Origin of the sequence: Trinickia mobilis, from assembly GCF_017315705.1 — a bacterium.
Taxonomy (GTDB): domain Bacteria; phylum Pseudomonadota; class Gammaproteobacteria; order Burkholderiales; family Burkholderiaceae; genus Trinickia_A; species Trinickia_A mobilis.
On record NZ_JAFLRF010000034.1, the window covers coordinates 53,703 to 68,070 of the forward strand.

The window sequence follows — 14,368 nt, forward strand, 5'->3', positions numbered from 1 at the left end:
AACCCAACGACCATCACGCCTGAGCGCTCCCCGCTCCCGGCCTATGACGCATGAATCCGCCCTCGACACCTGAGTTCTCTCCGTCGCCCGCATCGCGCAGCGGCGCGCTGCGGCCCTTTGCCGATACTTCGCTGCATGCGGTCGTCGCCGGCTTCGTCGCCATGATGACGGGCTATACGAGCTCGCTCGTGCTCATGTTCCAGGCCGGCCGCGCGGCGCATCTGACCGATGCGCAAATTTCCTCGTGGATTTGGGCGCTGTCGATCGGCATGGCGCTCACGACCATCGGCCTCTCGCTGCGCTACCGCGCGCCGATCGTCATCGCCTGGTCGACACCCGGCGCGGCGCTCTTGGTTGCTTCGCTGCCGCATGTCGCGTATCCCGAGGCGATCGGCGCGTTCATCGTCTGCGCGGTGCTGCTCACGGTCGTCGGGCTCACCGGCTGGTTCGACGCGTTGATGAAGAAGATTCCCGCCGGCATCGCCGCCGCGCTGCTCGCGGGCATCCTGTTCGAGATCGGCATCGAGATCTTTCGCGCCGCGCAGTACCAGACGGCGCTCGTGCTCACGATGTTCGCCGCGTATCTCGTGATGAAGCGCGCGGCGCCGCGCTATGCGATCGTGACGGTGCTGATCGTCGGCACGGCCGCCGCAGCCGCGCTCGGTCTCGTCGACTTCAGCCATTTTCACGTCGCGCTCGCGAAGCCCGTGTTCACGATGCCGAGCTTCTCGCTCGCCGCGGCGATCAGCATCGGCATTCCGCTCTTCGTCGTCGCGATGGCGTCGCAGAACGTGCCGGGCATCGCCGTGCTGCGCGCCGACGGCTACACCCCGCCCTCCGCGCCGCTGATCGCCACGACCGGCATGGCGTCGCTCGCGCTCGCGCCGTTCGGCTCGCACGGCATCAATCTTGCTGCGATCACCGCCGCCATCTGCACCGGCCCCGAAGCGCACGAAGACCGCACGAAGCGCTATACGGCCGCGCTCTGGTGCGGCACGTTCTATCTGATCGCGGGCATCTTCGGCGCGACGATCGCGGCGTTGTTCGCTGCGCTGCCGAAGGCGCTCGTCGTGTCGGTGGCGGCGCTCGCGCTGTTCGGCTCGATCATGGGCGGCCTGACCAACGCCATGCACGACCTCAAGCAGCGCGAGGCCGCGCTCGTCACGTTCATGGTCACGGCGTCGGGCCTGACGCTGCTGTCGATCGGCTCGGCGTTCTGGGGGTTGGTCGCGGGCGTCGTCACGCAGGTCGTGCTGAACGCGCGGCGTGGCTGATACGACAGGGAAGCGCCGAAAACGGCCACGCGCGCCGCAACCGCAACGCGGCTCGGCGCTGCAGCAGGCCCGCTCCCGGCGTCCCCTTCGCAATTGTCAGAACCGAGTCATTCGATCCGCAATAAAATAGCGGGATACGCCCTTCTCTGCACAACCGCGCTCGCGCGCCTGGAAGATCCGCCATGACAACCGCACTCGATCAACTGAAGCAGTACACGACTGTGGTCGCCGACACCGGCGACTTCCAGCAAATCGCCCAATACAAGCCGCAAGACGCGACGACCAACCCGTCGCTGGTCCTGAAGGCCGTCCAAAAGGACGACTACAAGCCGCTGCTCGAAAAAACCGTGCGCGATCACGCGAGCAAGCCGGCTCGCGAGGTCATCGATCACCTGCTGATCGCGTTCGGCACCGAAATCCTCAAAATCATCCCGGGCCGCGTGTCGACCGAAGTCGATGCGCGCCTGTCGTTCGACGCGAAGGGCTCGATCGACAAAGCGCACGAGCTCATCAAGCTCTACGAGAAAGCGGGCATCGGCCGCGAGCGCGTGCTGATCAAGCTCGCGTCGACCTGGGAAGGCATCCGCGCGGCCGAAGCGCTGCAAAAGGAAGGCGTCAAATGCAACATGACGCTGCTCTTCTCGCTCGCCCAAGCGGTTGCGTGCGCCGAGGCCGGCGCGCAACTGATCTCGCCGTTCGTCGGCCGCATCTACGACTGGTACAAGAAGAGCGCCGGCGCCGAGTGGGACGAAGTGAAGAACGGCGGCGCGAACGATCCGGGCGTGCTGTCGGTGCGCCGCATCTACGCTTACTACAAGAAGTTCGGCTACAAGACCGAAGTGATGGGCGCGAGCTTCCGCACGACGAGCCAGATCGTCGAGCTCGCGGGCTGCGACCTGCTGACGATCAGCCCCGACCTGCTGCAAAAGCTGCAGGACAGCACGGCCCAAGTCGAGCGCAAGCTGTCGCTGGAAGCCGGGAAGAGCGAGTCGATCGAGCGCGTCGCCGTCGACGAACCGTCGTTCCGCTTCCAGGTCAACGACGACGCCATGGCCACCGAAAAACTCGCTGAAGGTATTCGTGCATTTGCAGCGGACGCCGTGAAGCTCGAAAAGCTGATCGACGCGCTGCGCTGATGCTGCAAGCCGCGGCGCACACCCCGCGCGCCGCGGTCGATCCCCGAGAAGCAGACAAAGGAGGTAGCGATGCAAGTCCAGCCTTATTTGACGTTCTACGGACGCTGCGAAGAGGCGCTGGCGTTCTATCAAAACAAGCTCGGCGCCGAAGTGCTGTTCAAGATGCGCTTTAGTGAAGGACCCAAGGATATGCCGCCGCCCGCTCCCGAGGCCGCGGATAAGATCATGCACGCGTCGTTCAAGATCGGTTCGAGCATCGTGATGGGCAGTGACGGCGATATGTCGAAACCGGCGACGCACGCGGGCTTCAGCCTTTCCATTGCGGCAGACGATGTCGCCGCGGGCGAGAAGCTGTTCAACGGCCTCGCGGACGGCGGCTCGATCGGCATGCCGTGGCAGGCGACGTTCTGGGCGCTCGGCTTCGGCATGGTCACCGACAAGTTCGGCATTCCGTGGATGGTGAACGTCGAACGTCCGCAGCAATAAACCCCGCCTTTTCCGCCGCGCGGACGGTCTCGATTCACGCTGCCCGCGCGGCGCGTCTTGCCGTCAGGGCCTGCTCGCGCGAGCAGGCCCTTATACTTCGCGCGGCACTTGCGAGTTCCGCTCGATATTCCAGTGCGGCTCGAGTTCCAGCAGCAATGCCCGCATATGTTCGACTTGCTCGGCGAACCGATGGCACAACCAATAGGGCCCTTGCAGATCGGCGCGCAAATCGTCCGGCGCCACGCACTTCGATTCGCCCGGTTGCCAAGGGCACACCGGCGCGAGCAGACGGGTATACGAGCCAAAGCGCAACGCGCGCGACATCGATAGCAGTCCCAAGCGCACCTCCCGCGCCTCGGCGCCGCAGCGGCGGGCGAATTCGGCGCGCTCCGCGGCGTTAGCATGCGCGAGCGAGCCCGTCGCCATCAGCTCGAGCGCGCTCAAGAGCGATCGATGCGCACGCTGAATCGCTTCGAGCCGCTTGATCGACACGCCGATTTCCTTCGCCACCGACGGCATCAGTGCGCGCCCCTTCACGAGCCGCTCGCCGAGCGCCGCGAACGTCGCGACCTGTTGCTCGGGATCGAACGGCTCGCCCCTTGCGATGCGTCCGAACACATGCGCGCACTCGCGCAGATTGCGCGCGAGCAGGTAGCGCCACGAGTAGGTCGCATAGAGCGGCAGCGCGAACGAAAACGCCAGCGCTACCGCAATGCCGATCAGCACGTTGAGCGTGCGCCACAGGCCGGTGTCGATGGTGTTGTCGCCGTGGCCCGCGACGATGCACATCGTGATCGCAGTCAGGAGCGCGACATAGGCCTGGCTGCCGAGCGCGAAGTAGCCGCAGATCGCGGCCACCACCGACATCAGCACGTAAGTGAGCGGCAGCGAGCCGATGAAGTGCAACTGAATCAGCACCAAGAGACCGATGAGCGCGCCGAGCAGGGTGCCGAGCGCGCGCTCGGCCGCTTTCTTGCGGATATTGCCCGAATGCTGCAGGCCGCCGATCACGACCAGCACCGTGACCGACGCCCAGATGCCGTGCGGAAAATCGACGCCGGTCGTGAGCAGGATCGACACGAGCATCGCCAGGCCGACACGGATGCTGTGAAGCATCCGCGCGTGCTTGAACCGGTAGTACGGCGACGTGAGCGAGCGCCACATGCGCGCGAAGCGGTTGCGGGCAACGGCTAGATGGTCCGGCTCGGTAGAAGCCATGAAAGGCTCGCGTTCAGAGTGGATGCGGGGCGAATTCGAGACATGAGCATATCTCGCGCGCAAGAAAAAAGCCCGCAACGATCGTTACGGGCTTGTTATCGCCGTTAAACCGAAGGGATCGGGCCGCGCCGGTCTTGACCCAGCGCAACGCCGCCCCAACGGCCGGTCAGGTTTCGACGGCGTCCAGATAGTCCTCGGGGCGCGTGCGATCCTCGGCCGACTTCATCCCCACCGCCCGCACGATCACGCTGACGACGATCGCCACGACCAGATTGACGGCCAGCGACCACAGCGCCGCGTAGCCCGGAATCGCCACGCCGCCGAGATGGATCGTATAGATCGAGCTCTTCAGGCCAAGCGATGCCGCCATCCACGTGCCCAGGGCAATGCCGGCCGCCCAGCCGATGAGAAGACCCCGGTGGTCGAGCTTGCGCGTATAGAGGCCGAGCACGATCGCAGGCAGCGTCTGAATGATCCAGATCCCGCCGAGCAGCTGCAGCTGAATCGCGTACGTGAGCGGCAGGCCGAGAATGAACGCCACCGCCCCCACCTTCACGATCAGCGACACGAGCTTCGCGACGTTGGTCTCCTGCTCGTGCGACATATTGCGGTTCACGAACTCGCGATGGATGTTGCGCGTGTACAGATTCGCCGCCGCAATCGACATGATCGCCGCCGGCACCAGCGCGCCGATGCCGATCGCCGCGAACGCGACGCCGACGAACCACGACGGAAAGTAGTGCAGGAACAGCGCCGGCACCGCGAAGTTCGGGCCGAAGGCCTTGAAGTACGGCGCGAACTCCGGCATGTCCTTCACGCCCGACGCGAGCGCCATGTAGCCGAGCAGCGCGAGCACGCCGAGCACGAGCGAGTACGCCGGCAGCATCGCCATGTTGCGGCGGATCGTGTTGCCCGACGACGACGACAGGATCGCCGTGATCGAGTGCGGATACAGGAAGAGCGCGAGCGCGGAGCCGACCGCGAGCGTCGCGTACGCGCTGTAGCCGTTCAGGCTCGTCGTGTCAGGCGCCTTCAGGAGCAGCTTCGCAGGCGGCAACGTGCTGAAGATATGGCCGAAGCCGCCCATCTGCGCGGGAATCACGATGATCGCGGCGGCGATCGTGATGTAGATCAGCAGGTCCTTGACGATCGCGATCATCGCCGGCGCGCGCAAGCCCGACGTGTACGTATACGCGGCGAGAATCGCGAACGCGATGATGAGCGGCAGGTCGCCGACGAAGCCCGACGTATCGAAGCCGAGGCCGCCGATCACCACTTCGATGCCGACGAGCTGCAGCGCAATGTACGGCATCGTCGCGACGATGCCCGTCACGGCGACCGCGAGCGCGAGCATGCGGCTGCCGTAGCGGGCGCTGACGAAGTCGGCCGAGGTCACATAGCCCTGGCGCTTCGCGACGCTCCACAGCTTCGGGAACACCACGAACGCGAACGGATAGATCAGGATCGTATAGGGCACCGCGAAGAAGCCCGTCGCGCCCGCGCCGAACACGAGCGCCGGCACGGCAACGAACGTATAGGCGGTGTACAGGTCGCCGCCCAAGAGGAACCATGTGACGACCGTGCCGAAGCGGCGGCCGCCGAGGCCCCACTCTTCCAGGTGCGCGAGGTCGCCGCGCCGCCAGTGCGCCGCGATGAAGCCGAGAATCGTGACGCCGATAAAGAACAGGACGAAGACAAAGGTTGCGGTGGCGTTCATCGTGCGCCTCCTTGCGAGCGCTTCGTCGAACGCGTCTTGGTCTTGAAGTAGACGAGCGCCGTGATGACCGCGCTAATCAGCACCCACAGCAGTTGATACCAATAGAAGAAAGGAAAGCCCCAGAGCTGCGGGTCGATCTTGTTGTAGGACGGCACCCAGATCATCGCGATCCAGGGCAATACCAGCAGCCAGAGCCAGCGTTTGGCGGCGCGGTTGGCGTCGGCGTCTTGAGCCATGACGTCTCCTTTGTACTTTATTGAAGTTGTGGCCCGTGTCGTGACTGGCGAGCGCCCGCATCCGGGCAGCCCACGGGCTCCCCGAAAGCCTCGCAAGAGTATAAGAGCCCGACACGCCCGGTCAAGCGGGGCCAACCCGGGGCGGGACGGACCTGTCAAGCGGAATTGCCGAAATGGATTGTTTCAGATCGCAAAACGAGCGCGCTTGCCGCCGAGCGACGCCTCGAGGCCCTTGACCCATTCGCGCGCCGGCAAGCCGAGCTTCTCTTCGATCAGCTTCGCGCGCTGCTGCAGCGTGGCGAAGGGCACGTCGAGCGCGGGACCGGAGAACGCGAGCGCAACGCGGTTGCCCTCGTGCACTTCGGGAAGCGCGATCACGCGGTTGTCGAACGCCGCATTCAAGTGCTTCATGTTGCGCACGAAGCTCGGATGGTCGCCGAACAGATTGATCGTGACGACGCCGGCATCGGCAATACACGCGCGAACCGCGCGGTAAAACGCGATGGTGTCGTGCACCGGGCCGCGCGCCGTCGCGTCGTAGAGATCGATCTGCAGCACGCCGATCGTGCCGTGGTTCGCGCGGTCGTTGACGAAGTCCCACGCGTCGGTTTCATGGACGGTCAGGCGAGCGTCGTCGTGAGACAGCTCGAACATCGTGCGCGCCGCAACGACGACAGCCGGGTTCAGCTCGACCGCCTCGACCTGCGCGCGCTTCAGGAAGCGGTGCGCGAACTTGGTGAGCGCCGCGGCGCCGAGGCCGAGCTGCACGACGCGCTTCGGCGTTTCGAGGAACAGCAGCCACGCCATCATCTGCTGCGCGTATTCGAGCTCGATGTGATGCGGCTTCTTGATGCGCATCGCGCCTTGCACCCACTCGGTTCCGAAGTGCAGGTAGCGCACGCCGCCCTCCTCCGAGAACGTCACGGGCGCGAAACGCGGCTTGCGCGGCGCTTCGATGAGCGGTGCGTCGTCGAAATCTGCGCCGTAGGCGCGGCGCTTCTTCATGCCTTTGGCGCCTTGGGTGCCTTTCGAGCGCGAGATTTTCTGCTTCGACGGGACGCCGTCGTCGCGCTGAGACTTGCGGAAGGCGCGCGCTTCGGCCGAAGCGCGTTTGATCAATTCAGTCATGTCGGGATATCGTGCCAGAGGCGCAAATTTTGAGCGAACGAGAGGATAGCATTGGCCGGACCCGGAGGCCGCATGGCGAACTCCCACCCGGTTTCAACCGGATTGCGCAAGGCGGGCCGAATGGCGGCCGCAGCCGGCGCGCGCGGGCCGCATCAATTGAGTCAATTGAGCCCGTTGCACGAAGTGTTCGAATTGCTCCAACATAGACCGCGGCGACGCCGGACCCGCGCGAGACCGCATCCACCACCAGCACGCAGCACCGACACCCACCATGAAATCGGCCAATGAACCGTGGACCCGCGAGGTGACCGGGCTATCCCCGCTCTCCAGTCACGAGCCGCCCGCGGCGGCGTCCACCGCCGATCCTTTCGAACCGAAGCTGCCTGCGCTTACGCCGCTGTCGGGCGCCACGCTGACGCCATCCTTGCCGCCCGTGCCGCCCGCTCCGGCCGGCCGCGAAACGCCGCGCCACAGCCTGCAAGCCACGGCCATCCTGCTGTTCGGCTACGCGATCCTCATCACCGGCAATGGCCTCTTGAGCACGCTGATCTCGTTGCGCCTGATCGGGCAGCAGGCGCCTGCGCTCGTGGTCGGCGTCGTCCAATCTGCGTACTACGCGGGCTTCATGGTCGGCGCGCTGTGGGGCGGCGGCCTGATCCGGCGCGTCGGGCACCATCGCGCGTTCGTCGCGTTCGCGGCCTTCTCCGCCTGCTGCGCGCTCGGCTTTGCCGTTTGGAGCGCCGCGCCGGTCTGGGTCGCGCTGCGTTTCGTCATGGGCTTCAGCCTCGTCGGCATCTTCACGGTGATCGAAAGCTGGCTGCACCAGGTCGCGAGCAACGCGCACCGCGGCCGGGTGTTCTCGGCCTATCTGATCACGAACTATCTGGGAGTCGGCATCGGGCAGTTTCTGATCGGCCTGGCCGACCCGGCGGGGTTCGAGCTGTTCAGCATCGTCAGCGCACTGTTCTCGGCGTCGCTGATACCGGTCGCGCTGGCGGGCGGCGCGCCGGCTCAGGGGTCCGTTCATGCGCCCGCTCATGCTCCCGCTCCCGCCTCCGGCGAAGCCGCCGCGCAGCACGGCGCGTCGAAGCTCGCGCGCGGGCTGTCCGGGCTTGCAACCGTGTACCGCTGGGCGCCGCTCGGCGTGTTCGGCTGCCTCGCGGCCGGGCTGCTCAACAGCAGCTTCTATACGATGCAGCCGATCTTCATGCGCCGGCTCGACTATTCGGTGGGCGACGTGTCCCACTTCATGGGTTTTGCGCTGCTCGCCGCCCTGCTGCCGCAATGGCCCGTGGCACGCTTGGCGGACCTCGTCGACCGCCGCGCCGTGATCGCCGCGATCTCGACACTGACCGCCGCGTGCTGCGTGCTGCTGTTCGTGCTGCAAAGAGGGGCGCTCGTGGAGGCGATCGATTACCTCTATGTCACCGTGGTGTTTTCGCTTTACGGCGTCGTCATTTCGTACGTGAACGATTGCACGCCCTCCGATCAGCGCATCGCGGTCAGCTCGGCGTTGCTGCTGATCTTTTCGCTCGGCGCGAGCGCCGGGCCGACGCTCGCGTCGGCGGCCATGGCGCTCGTCGGTCCGCGCGGGCTCTATCTGTTCGCGGCGATCGTCACCGGGACGCTGACGGTGTTGGCGTTGCGCAATCTGAAAGCCGTGCCGCGGCTGCAGGGTTAGCGGGCTTAGAGCCGGTCATCGGCCCGCAAGCAGCCGCGCAATTCCCAAACCGTACGCCACAGTCCGGCGAGCCACTATTTTGATTCGCGCAATATCTTCAAGTACGACCGCTCTGTTTCCCGATTCTTCCAAGTTTCGGCATCGTTCACGATCGTGGACGGGATGACTTCGCTGCCTGCTTTTTTTGCGGTTCGCGCGTTGAAGTTTGCCTTGACAGCGGCCGGAGTGATTAGATGCGCTCTGTGTCAGATAGAAATAGTTGTTGCCAGTGCCAACGCCAAGCGCCTGTGCAATATCTTTTGGCGCCCATGGATTACCCATGTTGTACTGCTTGATTACATCGGGCACCTTCCGCGCGTCCTCAATAGAGTAGTGAGGAAACGTCCGCTTGGGCTTCTGCTGTGCGGATTTAGCTAGAGGTGGCTTACGTTTGACGGCCGCTTTCTTGGCCGCCGTCGCTACGCGCTTCTTGCCTGACGGCACAACCTTTTTCGCAGGCCTTGTCTACCGTTACCCATTTGCTGCCAAGATAGTAATCTCCGGTTTCCAACCTTCCGGAATTTCCGGTGGACTGATAGTGTCAAGATCGAGTCGGATGAATGACTTGAGGTTAGATTCAAATGTATCCGTGTCGCGAGCCCAGTGAATGACACCGTTAAAATCCTCGGCGAGGAAATGTGTTAGTTCGAGAGATGAACGGCGATTGGCCCCGACTGGATGATCTACCTGCACGATGGCAATTCTGTTGCCCGCGCTCTTTTTCTTTTGGCTTCGCCCATTGCAATTCACCCCGAACTTAGCCGAACGCCGCAATTACGGTTTCTATGGGAAGAAACAAGGTCCGGCTGTCGATTGGATACTCGATAAATTCGGCGTACTTCAAATAGAAACGCCTTGCGGCGGAGTCCTTGGCATGAACGAGCACCGCGCCGATGCCGATGCCGATGCTCTGTGAAGCAATCGCAATGCGGCGCAGGGCATCGGAAAGGAGATCGGCGCCAAGCCCTTTGCCCGCGTGGTCGCGGCTGACCGCAAGTCTACCGATAACGGAGACTGGAATTGCGTCTGGCGCATTACGCCGGACCTTGCTCGGTGCGGTCGAACGCTCGACTGCACCAGCCGAGATACAGCAATAGGCAACAACGCGGTTGCCTTCGCAAACGACATACGTGCGCGCAAATCGGCTTTCGTTTTTAAGGGCGCGCTGCTGCAGCCAGTCATTCAGAATTGGCTGACCGCAGTCGAACGCTGTCAGGTCGTGCTCGGCACTCAAGGGAACAGGGGCCGAGAGTTGTGGTGCAGGCTGTCCCGGCAAACGCGCTATTTCCCCCATGCTGGAGTTCGACGCAGCAACGACCGCAGCTTCGGTCCTGGTGCCGGAGGATTATCAAGCGTGTGCATGAACGCATCGTACAGCTCAGGGTCGAGCATGAAGAGCCGTTGGTCGAGCAGTACGTCAATCGCCTGCCGCCGAGCACTTTCGACCATGAATTCAGTGCGAGTCTTTCCGAGAATTGCAGCCGCTTCGTCAACGAGCTGACGGGTACGTGCATCGATGCGCAGATTGATACTGTCCTTCGCTTCAGATACGCGGGCGCGCTCCGCAACCGCAGCGGTCGCAGATTCCAACCTTTCTGAAGACGAAGAGCGGATCTTGGGCATACATAAAAATATGCGCCGGTGTATCCACAATGTCAATACAGATTCTTGCAGGTCAGACTTACGATCATGTCGTGGGTCAGACGCTCATTCCTACGCCGCCGGGCACGCCAAAGACGTAATTGCTGCTGCCTGAGGTGCTACGCCAGCCACTTCCGTAATGCCTCCCACGCACGTAGCTTCTCAGCATAAGGCACCGCCACATAAGCCGGGCTGCTCGACGGCAATCGGATGAGATTGAGCGATGTATGGCTTCCCGCCAGCGCCCGCGTACCAATCTTCGCCGCCGTACCGCCGTTGAATGCGACAACCGCAAGATTCGGCAGCGCGGCCACGAGCGCCGCGACGTCATTGGCCGCAAGATCGCGGATCCGGCTATCGAGGCTGCCTTCTCGGCGCGCCTGGGCAACGACGTCCCACAGGCCAATGCGATGCGCAAGCAGCGTTTGCAGCCGCTCGGCATAGGCCAACGCCGGCAAGTCCTCGTCGATGACGTCGCCGACCAAATGCCAGAAGCGATTTTGCTTGTGCGCGTAGTACTGGTTGTGGGCGAGCGAAACTTCTCCGGGCAGGCTGCCGAGCACCAGCACCCGGGTGTTTCGATCCACCACCGGCGGGAAGCAGCGCTTGAGCGTCATGCAGCGTTCGGCGCGTGCGCGCCGTGCGCGCGCGACGCGAGATGATCGAGCGGACCCGCCGACTCGCGCGCATGCGACGCGTGCGCGTGATGGGCCGCCGCCGCGCCCGCCCGGCCCTCGCGACGCGCCCGCGCGTCAAGATGCGCCCACAGCGCGGGCAACATGCATTCGGTGACCATCAGCGGCTCGCCATGCCGCTCGAACACGGAGCGCCGCGCGCAGAGCGCGTGCGGCGCCGGCCCCGCGATCTCGCGCGCCGCGAGCACCGCAAGCGGTTCGCGCTGCGTGAGCCGCGCGCTCATCAGCGCCGAACGCGCGACGCTGCTGTCGCTGTACAACAGCTCGGCGAGCGGCCGCGTGCGCAGCCGCCGCATCGCCTGCCACACGCCGTGGCTCGCAGCCAGCGGCGCGATGCTGTGCGCGGCGACGAACGGCACGCCGTCCACTTCGAGCACGACTTCCCGCGCCCAGACCGGCGCGCGCGCCGCCATGCCGAGCGCCGCGGCTTCGTCGCGCCATGCTCGATCGACCGCTTCGCGCGTCACGCGCACGGCGACCTTGCCGAGCGTGCGCAGATGCGCGGTCAGCGAGCCGCCGCGCGTGAGCCAGTCCTTCTGAGCGGCTGTGAAGCCGGGCCGCGGCACGGCGCGCCAGCGAGCGCCGGCCGCATCGAAGCGAACGCGCGTCGCGCTCATCAGCGCGACAGCAGCAGCGCGTTGGTGCGCTTGACGAAGCTCGCGGGATCCTCGAGCGAGCCGCCTTCGGCCAAGAGTGCCTGATCGAACAGCAGATGGCACCAGTCGTCGAAGTTCGCGCTATCGACCGAAAGCGCCTTCACCAGCGCGTGCTCCGGGTTCACTTCGAGGATCGGATGGAACTCTGGCGCATTCTGGCCCGCGGCCTTCAGCATCCGCTGCAGGTAGCCGCTCATCTCGCCGTCGTCGGCGACGAGGCACGACGGCGAATCGGTCAGGCGGAACGTGAGGCGCACGTCCTTCGCTTTGTCCTTGAGCGCCTCCTTCATCTTCTCGATGAGCGGCTTCATCGTTTCGCCGACTGCGTCCTGTGCCTTCTTTTCCTCGTCGTTCAGCGCGCCGAGATCGAGGTCGCCGCGCGCGACGCTCGCGAGCGGCTTGCCGTCGAACTCCGTGAAGTACGAGAGCGCCCATTCGTCGACGCGGTCCGTCAGAAGCAGCACTTCGACGCCCTTCTTGCGGAACACTTCGAGATGCGGGCTGTTCTTCGCGGCCTGCCAGGTATCGGCGGTCACGTAGTAGAGCTTGCTTTGCTCGGGCTTCATGCGCGCGACGTAGTCGGCGAGCGAGACGTTTTGCTCGGACGTGTCGTGGTGCGTCGACGCGAAGCGCGCGAGCTTGGCGATGCGCTCGCGATTCGCGAAGTCCTCGCCGAGACCTTCCTTGAGCACCTGGCCGAATTCCTGCCAGAAGCCCGCGTACTGCGCACGGCCCTCATCGGTTTCGGCATTCGCGAGCTCTTCGAGCATCGACAGCGCGCGCTTTGTCACGCCTTCGCGGATCGCCTTCACGTCGCGGCTTTCCTGCAGGATTTCGCGCGAGACGTTGAGCGGCAGATCGCTCGAATCGACCACGCCCTTGATGAAGCGAAGATACGTCGGCAGCAATTGCTCGGCGTCGTCCATGATGAAGACGCGCTTCACGTAGAGCTTCAGGCCCGCGCGATGATCGCGGTTCCACAGGTCGAACGGCGCGTGCGCGGGCACGTAGAGAAGCTGCGTGTACTCGCTGCGGCCTTCGACGCGGTTGTGCGTCCAGGTCAGCGGGTCCTGGTGATCGTGCGACAGGTGCTGATAGAACTGCTTGTACTGCTCTTCAGTGATGTCGTTCTTCGCGCGCGTCCACAGCGCGCTCGCCTGGTTGACGGTCTCGTCCTCGTCCTTCGTGACCATCTCGCCCTGTTCCTGGTCCCACTCTTCCTTCTTCATCAGGATCGGCAGCGCGACGTGGTCCGAGTACTTCTGGATGATCGACTTCAGGCGATACGTCGACAGCAGCTCGTCCTCGCCTTCGCGCAGGTGCAGCGTGATCGTCGTGCCGCGTTGGGCGCGCTCGATCGTCTCGACGGCGAAGTCGCCCTCGCCCGCGCTGACCCAGCGCACGCCTTCCGAAGCCGGCAGCCCGGCGCGGCGCGTTTCGACGGCGATCTTGTCCGCGACGATGAAGCCCGAATAGAAACCGACGCCGAACTGGCCGATCAGCGCGGCATCCTTCTGCTGGTCGCCGGAGAGCTTCGAGAAGAACTCCTTGGTGCCCGAGCGCGCGATCGTGCCGAGGTGCGAGATCGTTTCCTCGCGGCTCATGCCGATGCCGTTGTCGTCGATGGTGAGGGTGCGCGCGGCCTTGTCGTACGACACGCGGATGCGCAGGTTCGGATCGTTTTCGAAGAGGGTGCTGTCGGCGATCGCTTCGAAGCGGAGCTTATCGGCGGCGTCCGACGCGTTCGAGACCAGTTCGCGCAGGAAGATTTCCTTGTTGCTGTAGAGCGAATGGATCATCAGTTGCAGAAGCTGCTTCACTTCTGCCTGGAAGCTCATGGTTTCTTGGGCCATGGTCGGGGTTTCCTCTTTCGTGGATGGTGTGTCGTGCGAGTCGGACGCCTGGGGCTCGCCAGGGCGGGCGAGCCGGATGCGGCGGCAGGTCGATGCCCGCGGGCCGCGGCGCGAACCGAGCGCTCAAGTGGGGATGGCGGTCGCGAATTCAAGTGCGGAGCGAAATCGGGTCGGAATGCCGGGCGCGAGCCTGGGGGCTTTCGGGCAGCGAAAGCTGCAATGGTAGCTCGGATGCGCGTCGAAAATCGACCCTCCAGGCTCACGTGCCGGTGGACAGCGCTGGCGCTTAACACTTTCCGCATTTCGGACTATTCCTATATCTCGCCAGTCATCGGGCTGGTTATGTTGCGTTCTCTCATCGATCAGAACATGGAGAACGAGACATGCAGGCACCGTGCGGCGCCACCTCACAAATCGCCCCTCGATTCACGATTCGCCCGGCTCTTGCCAGCGTCCAACCTTGCGGGAGCGATGACCGCGCCCTGAGTGGCCGCCGTTGCATCCGATGAGCGGGGGGGCCATGTCAGACCTGCACCTCTCCCCGGACGCCCGCCGACGCCTCGCGCGTCCAATCGGCGGCCGCGCCCACCTGTTGCCCATGCGAGACC

At 64.5% G+C, this 14,368-nt stretch carries 14 protein-coding genes; 4 read left to right on the top strand and 10 right to left on the bottom strand.

The genetic code is table 11. The annotated features are described in order from the left end of the window. The first annotated feature begins 50 nt into the window (after nucleotides 1-50). From J3489_RS29375 to yjdN, 3 genes are all read left to right on the top strand, one after another. Nucleotides 51-1,274: a benzoate/H(+) symporter BenE family transporter gene (locus J3489_RS29375; RefSeq protein WP_207004332.1), complete on the top strand. Its 1,224-nt coding sequence runs from the start codon at nucleotides 51-53 to the stop codon at nucleotides 1,272-1,274. A gap of 182 nt (nucleotides 1,275-1,456) precedes the next feature. Continuing rightward, nucleotides 1,457-2,410, top strand: a complete 954-nt coding sequence (gene tal, locus J3489_RS29380; protein ID WP_207004333.1) for a transaldolase — start codon at nucleotides 1,457-1,459, stop codon at nucleotides 2,408-2,410. A gap of 69 nt (nucleotides 2,411-2,479) precedes the next feature. After that, the gene (gene yjdN, locus J3489_RS29385; protein WP_207004334.1) at nucleotides 2,480-2,896 is read left to right on the top strand and encodes a VOC family metalloprotein YjdN; all 417 of its coding nucleotides are present in this window, start codon (nucleotides 2,480-2,482) and stop codon (nucleotides 2,894-2,896) included. Nucleotides 2,897-2,986: 90 nt separating this feature from the next. Here the strand turns inward: yjdN and J3489_RS29390 are convergent, their stop codons facing one another. The 4 genes from J3489_RS29390 to J3489_RS29405 form a co-directional block, all read right to left on the bottom strand. Next, nucleotides 2,987-4,114, bottom strand: a complete 1,128-nt coding sequence (locus tag J3489_RS29390; protein WP_242540403.1) for an FUSC family protein — start codon at nucleotides 4,112-4,114, stop codon at nucleotides 2,987-2,989. Nucleotides 4,115-4,280: 166 nt separating this feature from the next. Next, nucleotides 4,281-5,831: a monocarboxylate uptake permease MctP gene (gene mctP, locus J3489_RS29395; RefSeq protein WP_207004335.1), complete on the bottom strand. Its 1,551-nt coding sequence runs from the start codon at nucleotides 5,829-5,831 to the stop codon at nucleotides 4,281-4,283. Next, nucleotides 5,828-6,067, bottom strand: coding sequence for a DUF3311 domain-containing protein (locus tag J3489_RS29400; RefSeq protein ID WP_207004336.1), 240 nt, complete (start codon nucleotides 6,065-6,067; stop codon nucleotides 5,828-5,830). Before J3489_RS29400 ends, mctP begins: the two co-directional genes overlap by 4 nt. 183 nt (nucleotides 6,068-6,250) lie before the next feature. Beyond that, on the bottom strand, nucleotides 6,251-7,195 hold the full coding sequence (locus J3489_RS29405; protein ID WP_207004337.1) for a class I SAM-dependent methyltransferase: 945 nt from the start codon (nucleotides 7,193-7,195) through the stop codon (nucleotides 6,251-6,253). A 271-nt stretch (nucleotides 7,196-7,466) separates the two neighbouring features. On the opposite strand from J3489_RS29405, the gene J3489_RS29410 reads away from it, so the two are divergent. Next, nucleotides 7,467-8,876 carry an MFS transporter gene (locus tag J3489_RS29410; protein WP_207004338.1) on the top strand — a complete coding sequence of 470 codons (1,410 nt, stop codon included), beginning with the start codon at nucleotides 7,467-7,469 and terminating at the stop codon, nucleotides 8,874-8,876. A gap of 15 nt (nucleotides 8,877-8,891) precedes the next feature. Here J3489_RS29410 and J3489_RS29415 read toward each other — a convergent pair whose 3' ends face one another. The 6 genes from J3489_RS29415 to htpG form a co-directional block, all read right to left on the bottom strand. Continuing rightward, nucleotides 8,892-9,359, bottom strand: a complete 468-nt coding sequence (locus J3489_RS29415) for a hypothetical protein (protein WP_207004339.1) — start codon at nucleotides 9,357-9,359, stop codon at nucleotides 8,892-8,894. A 313-nt stretch (nucleotides 9,360-9,672) separates the two neighbouring features. Continuing rightward, a complete protein-coding gene (locus J3489_RS29420; protein ID WP_207004340.1) occupies nucleotides 9,673-10,209 on the bottom strand; it encodes a GNAT family N-acetyltransferase in 537 nt (178 codons plus the stop codon). Continuing rightward, complete coding sequence (locus J3489_RS29425) at nucleotides 10,197-10,538, bottom strand: type II toxin-antitoxin system TacA family antitoxin (protein ID WP_207004341.1); 342 nt, start codon at nucleotides 10,536-10,538, stop codon at nucleotides 10,197-10,199. Before J3489_RS29425 ends, J3489_RS29420 begins: the two co-directional genes overlap by 13 nt. Before the next feature lie 137 nt (nucleotides 10,539-10,675). Next, the gene (locus J3489_RS29430) at nucleotides 10,676-11,173 is read right to left on the bottom strand and encodes a DNA-deoxyinosine glycosylase (RefSeq protein ID WP_207004342.1); all 498 of its coding nucleotides are present in this window, start codon (nucleotides 11,171-11,173) and stop codon (nucleotides 10,676-10,678) included. Next, complete coding sequence (locus J3489_RS29435) at nucleotides 11,170-11,868, bottom strand: chorismate--pyruvate lyase family protein (protein ID WP_207004343.1); 699 nt, start codon at nucleotides 11,866-11,868, stop codon at nucleotides 11,170-11,172. Before J3489_RS29435 ends, J3489_RS29430 begins: the two co-directional genes overlap by 4 nt. Beyond that, entirely contained in the window at nucleotides 11,868-13,760 is a 1,893-nt protein-coding gene (htpG, locus tag J3489_RS29440; protein ID WP_207004344.1) for a molecular chaperone HtpG, read from the bottom strand. The genes J3489_RS29435 and htpG overlap by 1 nt, the downstream gene beginning before the upstream one ends. Between the last annotated feature and the right edge of the window lie 608 nt (nucleotides 13,761-14,368).

Bases quoted from the DNA above. Each gene is read 5' to 3' on its own strand.
- J3489_RS29375 (WP_207004332.1), top strand. From the start codon at position 51: ATGAATCCGCCCTCGACACCTGAGTTCTCTCCGTCGCCCGCATCGCGC.
- tal (WP_207004333.1), top strand. From the start codon at position 1,457: ATGACAACCGCACTCGATCAACTGAAGCAGTACACGACTGTGGTCGCC.
- yjdN (WP_207004334.1), top strand. From the start codon at position 2,480: ATGCAAGTCCAGCCTTATTTGACGTTCTACGGACGCTGCGAAGAGGCG.
- J3489_RS29390 (WP_242540403.1), bottom strand. From the start codon at position 4,114: ATGGCTTCTACCGAGCCGGACCATCTAGCCGTTGCCCGCAACCGCTTC.
- mctP (WP_207004335.1), bottom strand. From the start codon at position 5,831: ATGAACGCCACCGCAACCTTTGTCTTCGTCCTGTTCTTTATCGGCGTC.
- J3489_RS29400 (WP_207004336.1), bottom strand. From the start codon at position 6,067: ATGGCTCAAGACGCCGACGCCAACCGCGCCGCCAAACGCTGGCTCTGG.
- J3489_RS29405 (WP_207004337.1), bottom strand. From the start codon at position 7,195: ATGACTGAATTGATCAAACGCGCTTCGGCCGAAGCGCGCGCCTTCCGC.
- J3489_RS29410 (WP_207004338.1), top strand. From the start codon at position 7,467: ATGAAATCGGCCAATGAACCGTGGACCCGCGAGGTGACCGGGCTATCC.
- J3489_RS29420 (WP_207004340.1), bottom strand. From the start codon at position 10,209: ATGGGGGAAATAGCGCGTTTGCCGGGACAGCCTGCACCACAACTCTCG.
- J3489_RS29425 (WP_207004341.1), bottom strand. From the start codon at position 10,538: ATGCCCAAGATCCGCTCTTCGTCTTCAGAAAGGTTGGAATCTGCGACC.
- J3489_RS29430 (WP_207004342.1), bottom strand. From the start codon at position 11,173: ATGACGCTCAAGCGCTGCTTCCCGCCGGTGGTGGATCGAAACACCCGG.
- J3489_RS29435 (WP_207004343.1), bottom strand. From the start codon at position 11,868: ATGAGCGCGACGCGCGTTCGCTTCGATGCGGCCGGCGCTCGCTGGCGC.
- htpG (WP_207004344.1), bottom strand. From the start codon at position 13,760: ATGGCCCAAGAAACCATGAGCTTCCAGGCAGAAGTGAAGCAGCTTCTG.